The 9,798-nt window shown below is 71.9% G+C and carries 17 protein-coding genes; 3 read left to right on the forward strand and 14 right to left on the reverse strand.

Going from position 1 to position 9,798, the window contains the following annotated elements; all coding sequences use genetic code 11:
- Complete coding sequence (locus AB0C02_RS28200; protein ID WP_357551999.1) at positions 1–198, reverse strand: hypothetical protein; 198 nt, start codon at positions 196–198, stop codon at positions 1–3.
- A 29-nt stretch (positions 199–227) separates the two neighbouring features.
- Between AB0C02_RS28200 and AB0C02_RS28205 the strand changes: the two genes are divergently transcribed.
- Positions 228–455, forward strand: a complete 228-nt coding sequence (locus AB0C02_RS28205; protein WP_357552000.1) for a holin — start codon at positions 228–230, stop codon at positions 453–455.
- A 104-nt stretch (positions 456–559) separates the two neighbouring features.
- Here AB0C02_RS28205 and AB0C02_RS28210 read toward each other — a convergent pair whose 3' ends face one another.
- The 13 genes from AB0C02_RS28210 to AB0C02_RS28270 form a co-directional block, all read right to left on the reverse strand.
- On the reverse strand, positions 560–1,126 hold the full coding sequence (locus AB0C02_RS28210; protein ID WP_357552002.1) for a MucR family transcriptional regulator: 567 nt from the start codon (positions 1,124–1,126) through the stop codon (positions 560–562).
- A complete protein-coding gene (locus AB0C02_RS28215; RefSeq protein ID WP_357552004.1) occupies positions 1,119–1,799 on the reverse strand; it encodes a hypothetical protein in 681 nt (226 codons plus the stop codon). Before AB0C02_RS28215 ends, AB0C02_RS28210 begins: the two co-directional genes overlap by 8 nt.
- The gene (locus AB0C02_RS28220) at positions 1,796–2,065 is read right to left on the reverse strand and encodes a hypothetical protein (RefSeq protein WP_357552006.1); all 270 of its coding nucleotides are present in this window, start codon (positions 2,063–2,065) and stop codon (positions 1,796–1,798) included. Before AB0C02_RS28220 ends, AB0C02_RS28215 begins: the two co-directional genes overlap by 4 nt.
- A 136-nt stretch (positions 2,066–2,201) precedes the next feature.
- Positions 2,202–3,581: a hypothetical protein gene (locus tag AB0C02_RS28225; RefSeq protein WP_357552008.1), complete on the reverse strand. Its 1,380-nt coding sequence runs from the start codon at positions 3,579–3,581 to the stop codon at positions 2,202–2,204.
- Positions 3,578–4,114: a helix-turn-helix domain-containing protein gene (locus AB0C02_RS28230; protein ID WP_357552009.1), complete on the reverse strand. Its 537-nt coding sequence runs from the start codon at positions 4,112–4,114 to the stop codon at positions 3,578–3,580. The genes AB0C02_RS28225 and AB0C02_RS28230 overlap by 4 nt, the downstream gene beginning before the upstream one ends.
- Complete coding sequence (locus AB0C02_RS28235; RefSeq protein WP_357552010.1) at positions 4,111–4,251, reverse strand: hypothetical protein; 141 nt, start codon at positions 4,249–4,251, stop codon at positions 4,111–4,113. Before AB0C02_RS28235 ends, AB0C02_RS28230 begins: the two co-directional genes overlap by 4 nt.
- 102 nt (positions 4,252–4,353) lie before the next feature.
- Complete coding sequence (locus tag AB0C02_RS28240) at positions 4,354–4,863, reverse strand: hypothetical protein (protein ID WP_357552012.1); 510 nt, start codon at positions 4,861–4,863, stop codon at positions 4,354–4,356.
- A 79-nt stretch (positions 4,864–4,942) separates the two neighbouring features.
- Positions 4,943–5,146 carry a hypothetical protein gene (locus AB0C02_RS28245; RefSeq protein WP_357552014.1) on the reverse strand — a complete coding sequence of 68 codons (204 nt, stop codon included), beginning with the start codon at positions 5,144–5,146 and terminating at the stop codon, positions 4,943–4,945.
- Between the two features lie 405 nt (positions 5,147–5,551).
- A complete protein-coding gene (locus AB0C02_RS28250; protein ID WP_357552016.1) occupies positions 5,552–6,073 on the reverse strand; it encodes a hypothetical protein in 522 nt (173 codons plus the stop codon).
- Between the two features lie 354 nt (positions 6,074–6,427).
- Positions 6,428–6,571: a hypothetical protein gene (locus AB0C02_RS28255; RefSeq protein ID WP_357552018.1), complete on the reverse strand. Its 144-nt coding sequence runs from the start codon at positions 6,569–6,571 to the stop codon at positions 6,428–6,430.
- A gap of 70 nt (positions 6,572–6,641) precedes the next feature.
- A complete protein-coding gene (locus AB0C02_RS28260) occupies positions 6,642–6,935 on the reverse strand; it encodes a hypothetical protein (RefSeq protein WP_357552019.1) in 294 nt (97 codons plus the stop codon).
- Entirely contained in the window at positions 6,920–7,081 is a 162-nt protein-coding gene (locus tag AB0C02_RS28265; protein ID WP_357552021.1) for a hypothetical protein, read from the reverse strand. Before AB0C02_RS28265 ends, AB0C02_RS28260 begins: the two co-directional genes overlap by 16 nt.
- Positions 7,082–7,240: 159 nt before the next feature.
- Positions 7,241–8,479, reverse strand: coding sequence for a helix-turn-helix transcriptional regulator (locus tag AB0C02_RS28270; protein ID WP_357552023.1), 1,239 nt, complete (start codon positions 8,477–8,479; stop codon positions 7,241–7,243).
- 156 nt (positions 8,480–8,635) lie between these two features.
- On the opposite strand from AB0C02_RS28270, the gene AB0C02_RS28275 reads away from it, so the two are divergent.
- Complete coding sequence (locus AB0C02_RS28275) at positions 8,636–9,049, forward strand: winged helix-turn-helix domain-containing protein (protein WP_357552025.1); 414 nt, start codon at positions 8,636–8,638, stop codon at positions 9,047–9,049.
- A 134-nt stretch (positions 9,050–9,183) separates the two neighbouring features.
- The gene (locus tag AB0C02_RS28280; RefSeq protein ID WP_357552027.1) at positions 9,184–9,687 is read left to right on the forward strand and encodes a hypothetical protein; all 504 of its coding nucleotides are present in this window, start codon (positions 9,184–9,186) and stop codon (positions 9,685–9,687) included.
- Positions 9,688–9,798: the final 111 nt, after the last annotated feature.

A 9,798-nucleotide genomic window follows, 5' to 3' on the forward strand; every position in this document is an offset into this window, starting at 1 on the left:
CTAGCAGTCGTGCTGGTCCTGCACCACCCGGCCGCACCCGGCTTCCTGGCAGCGCCACTGCCGCCCCATCGCCCCGCACCGCTCGCATCCGCCCCAGGCCGGGGTGGTCAGCGGGTTTCCGTCGGGGTCCCGATGCCCGGCCGGGCACACCTCCGGGATCTCCGCCCACCCGTCGCGGGTCTTCCGATACCGCACCACCAGCAGACCGTACCCAGGGAGGGGACGTCATGTTCACCAGCAAGTTCTGGAAGGCCGCCGTCGAGCGGGCCGTGAAGAGCGGCGCACAGGCGCTGCTCGGCCTGTGGGCGCTCGACGGCTTCAACGTCGTCGACGCCGACTTCCGCCTGGCGGCCGGTGTCGCGGCTGGCGCGGCGGTGCTGTCGGTGCTGACGTCGGTGGTGTCGGCGGGCGCCGGACAGCCGGACTCGCCGAGCCTCGTCGGCGGCGACCGGTAGGATCGTCGCTGCGGTGCTGCCGGTGACGTCCCGGCCAGCGCCGACCAAACTTCAGCGCCCCCGCCTGGCTCCGGCCGGGCGGGGGCGCTTCGTGCTGTCCGGGGTCAGGTCGGCAGCGGGCCGGGGCCCCGCCGCTCCACCCCATGGGTGTCCATCAGCCGCCTGATCACCTCCTTGGACACGCCCAGCTCGGCGATCAGCACCCGCATCGGCTGCTCGTCGACGACGTAGCGGCGGCGCAGATACGCGCCCACGTCCTGGTCGCCGAGCCGCCACGCCGCGATCGCAGCCCGACTGTCCGCCTGAGCGCTCGACCTCGCAGCCGCCGCATCCTGCGCCCGGTGTAACGCGCGGCGCTCCTGCTCCCGCCGCTCCCGGCCGACCCTGCCCGCGGCCGCGAGGGGGGCGACCTTCGGTGCCAGCTCCCGCAGCCGGTCCGGGCCGCCGGTGGCGACCGCGATCTCGCGGCGCACCTCCGACAGGTAGCCGGCCGCGAGTGGCTGCCGCTGCCGCATCCCCCACGCCTCCCGGTACTCGGCCGCGGTCATGCCGTGGGTGGCCGGGAGGTGCCGGCCGAGCGCCCGCATCCACCTGCCGCATTCGAGGCAGCGGATGCTGTCCTCGGTGCGCCACTGCACCTCGGGAGGCAGGGTGCGGCCGTGATCAGTCACTTTGGGGCTCGCGGCCCAAGGCCCGGTAGATCCGGCGGGCCGGGTGCTGCTCACACAGATGGATCGTGTCCTCGAGAGCGCCGGCGGCGCCGAGGTCGGCCTGGACCTCGTCCTCGGGCGGCCACTCCTGCGGCCATCCGAGGACGGTCAAGGTGCAGCTCATCACCGCAGTCCCGTTGGGCAGGTCCCCCATGTGACCGCACAGGGAGGGGCCTGCCTCGCGGCCGCCGCGGCGATCCCACTGGCGGCTCACCCGGGCCAGCACTGACCACCGGCTAACGCTCCGCCGCCCGGGCTCTCTGCTCAGGTCCTTCCGGGCCATCAGCTGCGCCACGGTGCCTCTGGTTACGCCGAGCACCTCGGCGGCCTCCGCCTGCGACCACCCGGGCGCGTCGGCCAGGTCCATCGCGCTGGCCAGGGCCACCCCGAGCGGGGTGCGCCACCACCGCAGTGGGGGCTCGCCGGTCTCCGGCCACAGCGCGGCGAGCAGCCTGTCCGCGGCGCCCTGCGGGTCCCGGCCGCTGGTCAGCTCGTCGACCAGACAGTTGGCCTGGTTGATCGTCAGGTCGACGAGTTGTTCCGTCAGGTCGTGCCCGACGACGTCGCCGAGTAGCTGCACGCGGTCGAGCAGCTCGCCGGTGAGCTGCTCGACCGCCAGGCCCTGGTTGATCACGCCTGCACCACGGTGGCGGTGATGGTGGCGCCGTCGCGGGTGATGGTGCCCTCGATGGCGTAGCCGGCGGCGGCGAGCTCGTCGCGCAGGCCCTGCATCCAGTCGGCCTCGTCGTCGGTGGTGGGGATGTCGATGTGGTCGACGGCCTCGATCTCCAGGTCGGCGTCGGCGGGGGTGCTGGCGGGGACGATCCAGCCGCGGGTGTAGCCGTCGTTGGTGGCCTCGACGTCGGTGATGATCTGGAGGGTGGTGGTCGTGGTGTTCATCTCGGGTCTCCTTCGGCCGCTCTCCGCTTCTGTCATCAACTTTATGATGACAGCCAGGTGGGTGTCAACACACATCGGATGACAATCTGCGTGCGGGGTGCGCCGGAGGACCAGGCGGCCCTCCGGCGCACTCGGCTCAGGACCCGCCGCTGACTTCTCTCCTCCACCGGTTCGCGGTCGCCTTACTGCACCCGGCCTCGGCCGCCAGATCCTCGCCCTTCGGCTCACAGTCGAGCTGCTTGATCAGCCGAGCGTGCGCGGCAGCGAGTTGAGCCCGGTCGACCGGCTTGCCCCGCCGGCCACGGCCCCGCTGCGACTCACTGTCGGACGCATCCTGCTCATCACCCTGCTCATCAGCCGGCTCAGGCTCGGGCTCAGTCTGGCCCGACGCATCATCGGTCGACTCAGCCTCAACGGGCTGCTCAGGCTCCGACTCGGGCTCAGGGTTGAGTCCGCCCTGGTCAGGCTGGGACTCCGGCTCACTGTCGGGCCGCGCCGCCCGGGGCCACAGCCCCAGCAGCCAGGTGCTGGCGCGTACCCGCATCCGCGCCGCGGCCGCCTGCTCGCGGGCCTCGGCGCACTTCTGGATCTCCGGGTCGTCCGGGTTCACCGGCGCGGGCTCAACCTTCGCCGGCTCAACCCGGGCCGACTCGGGCTCAACCGTGAGCCCACGAAGAGCCGCCCACGCCGCGCTGAACCGGCCGTGAGGCGCAGCCGCACGCTGAGCCGCCCGGTGAGCCCGGTACCCCTCCCACGCCGCCCGCGGATCCCGCTCGTGGTGGTCGATGCTCCACCGGCGCGCCGCCCACGACCGGATCGGGAACGCCCGCCGGCGCGCCGGCCCGAACTGGGCGCCGGACTCGTCGACCAGGTCCTCACGGAGCAGCTGGACATGCTGGGCGCGGCGGGTGTGCAACCCCCACAGCCACGGGGACAGGCTGGACAGCACGCCGAGGATCACCGCCAGCGCCGTCGGCGCCAGGGCGTCGCCGGCGAAGTGGCTGTAGTTGACGCCGGCCATCACCAGCGCGATGGCGTACGAGGCGCGCCGCAGCCACGCCGCCGTCGCATAGGCCCGCTGGAGCAGGGCGTCGTGGGCGTGCCAGCCGACGTACAGCGCTACCGATTCGGCGGCGGTGGCCACCCCGATGGCGATCGCGATCCGGGCCGCGGGGTTCCAGTCGGCCGGGGTCTGGTCGTGCACGTAGGCCAGCTGCCCGCCGACGGTGACGGCGTTGACGACGAGCAGGGGGCCGATGGTGCGGGCTTGCTCGGCGATGCGGCGCAGCTGGGCGCGGCGGCGGGCCCGGGTCTTCGCCTGGGTCTTGCGGCGTCGTTTCTCCTCGCGTGCCTGTTCGCGGGCGGCGCGGCGCTGCTGGTCGCGGTCGGCGGCTTCCTGCTCGCGGCGCAGCTGGTCGACCTGGCGCTGATGGTCGATGCTGGCCTGCAGTTCGATGCGGCGCAGCTCGGCCAGCTCGGCCGGGGTGAGCTTCGGGGCGCGGGACAGGAGCTTCACTGCGCACCTCCGGCGAGGCTCCCGATGTACTCCATGACCATGGGTGTCTTCAGGAACTGCTCAGACCTGCCGACCCGGTAGCCGGCGAATTCTGCGTGGAGGAACGCCTTCCAATCATCGCCACCCGGCTCGATGGCGATGAGACGCAGATCCTTGCGCCCCGCCTCTTCCTTGAGCTGGGCGAGGCGCTTGGCCGGGCTCTTGCTGTAACCGATCCTCACGGTGGCCCCGTAGTCGATGAAGTAGACGAACGAGGAGGCGGCCGGCTGGCTGCGGTCGGCGGGGACGAGGCGGTAGACGTGAGTGCTGATCCCGGCCGCCTTCCGCACGAAGAGTCGGCCGGCCGGGACGAGCTTGGCGATTGTCCGCTGGACGGTTCGTTCGGAGCATCCGACGTAGTCGGCGATGGTGGCCACGCTGGGCCAGGCGTCGCCGGCCTGGTTGGTGTGGGCGGCGATGGCGAGCACGACCAGGCGCTCGTTCTTGCCGAGGTCCTTGCTGGCCAGCATGGCGGCCTTGACTGCCTGGCTCACCGGGCACCGCCGGCGGTGGTGAGTGCGCGGGCGAGGGCGGCGCGGAGGCCGGCGACGGTGCCGATGTAGCCGGCGACGAGTCGGCGGTTGGGCGGGGTGGTGTGGGCGTGCGGGCGCACGTCAGCGATGATGGGCATGGGTCAGGACTCCGATTCCTGATCAAGGGCCCGGCCGGTGGGTAGGATCACCGCGTCCGGGCCCGTCCTGTAGTTGCGTTCTTCGTCGAGAGCGGGCGGGCGTCAGTTAGTCGTCTTCGGCGGCCGGCCCGGCTTCCGCTGCCAGCCGCGCTCCTTCACCGCCCGGATCGACTCGGCGGTGAACACCGCACCAGACGACGGTCGGGCGACCGGCGCCGGGAACTCCGGGTTCGTGCGGGACAGCTGGTCGACGCGCTGCGGGCTGATCCCCAGCTCGGCCGCGGCTTCCTTGAGCCCCATCAGTTCCATCCGGGACGGGCGAGCCGCCTCGGCGTCGTGCTCCTCCAAGGTGAGCACGCTCAGCCGTAGCGGCTCGCCCGCCGTCCCGAACGCCGCAGCGTATGCGGTGCGGGCCGCCCGCAGCGCCGCCTCCGACGCCTGGCGGATGGTGGGCGCGTCTACGGTCATGGCGGCTTCCAGGCGGTTGGCTTCGCCGTCGTCGTGGACGATGCCGAAGCCGGGCAGCGCGCTGGTGAGCTTGGTGAGCCGGTCGACGTTGCCGGCCTGGTCGGGGCGTCGCCACGTCACGATCGCCCGCCACTGCTGTGTCATGCTGTGACTCCATCCTCTTGTGTCCGTCGATTCATTCGGATGGGGGTGGGGCCGCGCCGCTTACGCGGCCCCACCGCTGCTACTCCGCCTTGGGCGGGAAGCGCAGCCCAGCACCGCGAAGGGCGTTGATCATCCACATCCACTCGCGCGAGTTACGCGGAGTGTGGTGGAAGACCAGCGTGGTGATGCCCTTGGAGAACACCCACGTGCCCGTGTTGGTCTGCCGGGCGTAGAAGCCCTGGCGGACCGCTGCGGTGATGATTTGGTCCATCCGGTCGGTCATTTCTAGTTTCACCTCCCCTCTTGTGTCCGTCAAGGAAATGCTATCGGAAAGCCTTGAGTAACACAAGGGATTAGGGGCAGGTTCTTCGACGGAAGCGCCCCGGCTACCGGCAGGCGGGATGCACGGCCCAGCGCGTCCCCAGCAGCACCATGCGTGACCATGCCGCATACTGTCCGCATGACCGACGGCTGGAGACTCAACCCACCCGAGCCCTTCCAGCGCGCCACCTGGCGTCAGCGGATCCACCTCGCCTGGGCCCGACTCCTCCAGCAGTAGCCGCACGCGAAGCGGCCCCGCTCCCTGACGGGGGCGGGGCCGCTTGCTGTCAACTGGTGGGCTGGCCGGATCCGGGGCAGGTGCCCCGGCTACCCGTTCCCTGGTGGGGCGGGCAGTTGCTTCCGGGCTTCACACCGACGCGGGCTCCGCAGACGGAGCACTGGGACTGAGGTGCCATGACTGGACTCCCTGGGGGATTTGGTAGTCCGGGTAATGGTCGGTCTCGGGCTCGCGCATCGACCCTGACGCCGCCAGGCCGCGCAGGTAGATCACTGAGCCGTCGCGGGCGGTGATCCGGATCGCCGCGGCGACCGGCCCGTGGGTTCCCGGCTGACGGCACAGCTCCCACCCGCTGAACGGGTCTGGCTTGGCGGCGTCGAGCAGCTGGTGCGCGAACACGAGGATTCGAGCGGCACGCCACTTCATTGGCAGCGGCTCGGTGGGTAGCGGCACTGGCGTGGCGTCACGCGGCGGCACGGCGGCCGTCAGCAGTGCCCGGGTGTCCGACGACCGGTGCATCACCGCGACCCCTGCGGGCGACTGGCCGCCCGGCGTCGTGTCCCGGCCGTACCGCGACACCGACACGATGTCGGGGTGCTCGGCCGCCCGGAGGAGGGCCTCCATCACATCCAGGGCCTGGGATACCTGCAAGGCGCTCTCCTATCGGTCGCGGGGGATCTTGGCAGCTCACGGGCCGGGTCAGTCTACCGGCGGGGATGCGGCGGGGCCCTGCTCCAACGCATCGCCGCTACCTGTTGGCTCTGCGGGCCCGGCGTCGGGCAGGCGTCGCGACGGCGGCCGTCGAGGCGCCCCTGCCCCCCGGCCCGCACCCAGGCGCGCGGCAGATGCAGAACCCGCCGTACGGCTGCATCTCCCGGCTACCGATGCAGCGGTGCGTGGTCTCGATGACGCCCGGCACGCAGCCCATACACCGGGACGGCTCCCCCGGGGCCATGGACCTCACCTGCGGCGGCGACATCGGGTAGGCGCGGTCAGATCTCGCCGTCACGAGCTGGTCATCCCGGCGACGACCCGGGCGGCGTTCGCGGTGGCCCACGGCCAGCAGCGTTTCCGGGTCCGGCAGCGGGGGCAGCGGCCGTTGACCTGCCGGTGCGCGTCGAGGTCCAGCTGCCACCAGGCGGCGCTCACCGGAGCGCCCCGATCGCGACGGCCAGGGCGACGACGGCCAGGCACGTCCACACGGTGGCTCGCAGCCGGCTCACCCGGTCCACGACACGAACCTCTCGTGCAGCTCAGCGCGCGGCGTGGTCAGCAGGTCGGCGGCGGCCGCGAACAGCAGGTTGCCGACGTAGCGGGCCAGCCCCGACCGGTCCTGCCCGTACGCTTCCGCCAACCTGGTCCGGGCCGGCGAGCAGGGCCAGGCAACGCCGTTGGGGCAGTCCTGACAGAGCCAGGACGGCTGGGCCGGCACGTGCTTGCCATCAAGCCGACCGGACAGGGCCTCCACGGACCGGGTGGCGGCCCGCGCCTGGGCGGTCACCGGGCGGGCCACCGGTACTCGGGCGCCCGGTTGGCCAGCAGCCGCTGCCGCGCCGCAGCGTGCTCGCGGGCCTGGAGCTCCCGGCCGGCGTCGGGCTGGGCGGGGCGGTGCCGCCGTCGTTTCAGATGGTGCAACAGATCGTGGATCGGCCTCAGCATGGGCTTGCCTCCCTCGTCTCTGAGGGGCGGCCACCACCTGGGGAAATGCAGTGGGTGACCGCTCCCTCACCTCAGAGTCGGGGGTGGCGGGTGAGGTATCCAGGTACCTCACGCACCAGAATCAACGACCGTGCCGGAAAGTAGTACGGCGCGTACCAGTCAGGCTGTGCAGCCGACCGCCGACGCCAGCTCCGCCAGCTCCGCCGACATCGCCCGCCGGCGCCGCTCCGCGATCAGCTGCACGATGTCCCGCGCGTACCGCTGATGCCGCAGCCACACCGGCGCCCGATCCCGCAGCTCCATCAACACCCCAGCAGCGTCCCCGTACTGGGACCGCTCGGTGTGCGCCCACGCCACGTCCAGGCGGTGCCGCTGCCACGACGTGGCCACCGTCCCCTCAGCCGGTGCCACACGATCGGCCATCTGGAGCACCCGGCCCGCGTCGCCGGCGACCGCCGCCACCTCCACCCGCATCATCTCCACCCGGGCCGACCTGAAGCCGCCCAGGATCGTCAGGTGCCCGTCGCCCACCGGCCGGTCAGCCAGCCGGGCCGCCGCGGCCGCCGCCGAATCCAGCAGCGCCGCCGCGTCGTCCGGCCGGTTGTCCCTGGCGGCGGCGGCCGCTCCGGCGAGCAGCAGCCAGCCCCACACCGCGAGCTCGGCCGGCTCGGCCCGCCGCACCCGAGGTTCGATCGCGTCGGCGGTCACCACCGCCACCTGCTCGGCCTCCGCCAGCCGGCCCTGCCGCAGCAGCAGCCACGACGAACCCTTGACCGTCAGCGCACCCAGCACCTGATCTCCGGCCGTCTCGGCGGCGTCGAGCGCGGCCACCACCGCCGCGTACGCCAGGTCCCCGGCTCGCAGCTGGGTCAGCAGCTCTCCCGCCAGGTATCGGGCTTGCGCGAGCGTCGCATAGGCGTGGGCCCGCATCGGCTCGCCGGCGTCGGCGGCGGTGTGTTGGGCGTCGTCGAGGAGGCGGGGCATCGCGGCCAGGGCTGCCGCGTAGTCGCCCCGATGATAGGCGGCGTCGACGTCGCTGAGCCGTCTCCGGACGGCGTCCATGGTGGTTGGCGGTCCGTCCGGCGTGGTGACGAGTGGGCCGGCGAGGCCGCGGGCGGGGGTCAGCGTCCGCCGGATGTCGGCTAGGGATAGTGGCCGGTGGTCAGGCTCGCGGCGGGCGGCAGCCTCGGAGCTGTCGCCGAGCAGCGCGGTGGTGGGCACGCTCAGGGCGCGGGCGAGGGCATGCAGCGTTTCCAGGCGGGCTGATTGCCGTGTGCCCTGCTCCAGCTTGCGGATGGTCTCGACGCTGACGCTGGCCTGCTCGGCGAGCTGCTCTTGGGTGATGCCGGCTTGGCGGCGGATGCGGGCGAGGTGCTGGCCCGTGGTGGGCTGGCTCATGGTGTCTCCCAGGTTGAGGACTGGGTGGTGGCCCGCCGGCCTCAACCCCGGCGGGACCACCATCTGCCACGGTAGTGCACCGGGCACAGCCTGTCGCGGACTCAGTAACTCGGGTACCTCACCCGGCATGATCCAGTGTGTCCATAGTCTGCGGCCGTGGTCTACCCCGGGCAGGAGCCGGTCGGCCGTCACGAGCTGGCCGCGATCCTGCGCGCCCGGATCACGTCTGGGCAGCTCAAGCCAGGTGACCGGCTACCCTCGGAGTCGACCCTGGCCCAGACGTACGACGTCAGCGGGGTGACCGCCCGGGCGGCGGTGAAACAGCTACGCGATGAGGGTCTGGCCGAGGTGGTGCGGGGCGTCGGGGTGATCGTGCGGCGGCGTGTCGCCGAGCCGGAGCTGGTGCTGGTCGACGCCGTCGACCAGGTGTCGGCGCAGATCCCGTCACCGGCGGACCGGAAGCGGTACGGGGTGCCGGAGGGTGTGCCGCTGCTGGTGGTGGTCCACCCGGACGGGCTAATGGATCTCTACCCCGCTGACCGGTACCGGATCGCCTACCGGCGAGACTGAGTGTCCACTCAGGGGGAGCATGCAACGCTCCAGGCCTGTGGCGGGTAACCGCATGATCACTCATGTTTCACTATTTGCAAAACATCCGCATTGACCGTTGCCGCGGACCCTGTCCCACCCATGAGACTCCCCCGATGGATCAATCGTGGGGTACTCGAACGTCAGAGCCGCCCGAGCCTGAAAGTGGCCAGCTGCAGTCCGCCCACAAGTGGCTACTCGGCGCCGCCGTCATAACTACTGTCGCCATCATCGCCTACCTGGTCGACTACACGACCTCGTGGAGGCTCCACAAAGCGGCGTACGCGGGCCTGGCCGTGCTCAGCCTGCTGTGCTGGTGCGGATGGATCATCCGGTCGGCAGAGAGCCAGGTACGCCGGGAGTTCACCAGCCAGGTGGCGGAGCTGACCGCCGTGCTGCGGGAGGTGCTGGACGAGCCGCGGCTGGGCCAGGTGGCGCACCTTCCGTCGGCCGCGAGTCGGCGGGAGGCGGTGGGGTCCCTGTCGGCGGCGGTGGGCGGGCAGGGCGCCTACGGCAGGGGGCGGATTGGCCTGGATCCGGAGTCGATTGCGGCGGCGCGGACGATCGCGGCGCAACTGCTGGACAGACCGCCGACCGCCGACCGTGATGACTCTAGGTAAGGGCGGGAGGGTGTACTAGAGGGTGTACTGCACCCCGTTGCACGGCACTGCACACGCGTACGAAATTGCAGGCCATGCAGCGGGGTGCAGTGCATTCTGACGAACTCATAA

Origin of the sequence: Micromonospora sp. NPDC048999 (assembly GCF_040649295.1) — a bacterium.
Classification (GTDB): Bacteria; Actinomycetota; Actinomycetes; order Mycobacteriales; family Micromonosporaceae; genus Micromonospora.

What these genes read in the sequence shown, in the direction of transcription:
- AB0C02_RS28245 (WP_357552014.1), bottom strand. Translation starts at nt 5,146, where the DNA reads ATGACCGACCGGATGGACCAAATCATCACCGCAGCGGTCCGCCAGGGC.
- AB0C02_RS28280 (WP_357552027.1), top strand. Translation starts at nt 9,184, where the DNA reads ATGGATCAATCGTGGGGTACTCGAACGTCAGAGCCGCCCGAGCCTGAA.
- AB0C02_RS28205 (WP_357552000.1), top strand. Translation starts at nt 228, where the DNA reads ATGTTCACCAGCAAGTTCTGGAAGGCCGCCGTCGAGCGGGCCGTGAAG.
- AB0C02_RS28235 (WP_357552010.1), bottom strand. Translation starts at nt 4,251, where the DNA reads ATGCCCATCATCGCTGACGTGCGCCCGCACGCCCACACCACCCCGCCC.
- AB0C02_RS28220 (WP_357552006.1), bottom strand. Translation starts at nt 2,065, where the DNA reads ATGAACACCACGACCACCACCCTCCAGATCATCACCGACGTCGAGGCC.
- AB0C02_RS28240 (WP_357552012.1), bottom strand. Translation starts at nt 4,863, where the DNA reads ATGACACAGCAGTGGCGGGCGATCGTGACGTGGCGACGCCCCGACCAG.
- AB0C02_RS28265 (WP_357552021.1), bottom strand. Translation starts at nt 7,081, where the DNA reads ATGCTGAGGCCGATCCACGATCTGTTGCACCATCTGAAACGACGGCGG.
- AB0C02_RS28270 (WP_357552023.1), bottom strand. Translation starts at nt 8,479, where the DNA reads ATGAGCCAGCCCACCACGGGCCAGCACCTCGCCCGCATCCGCCGCCAA.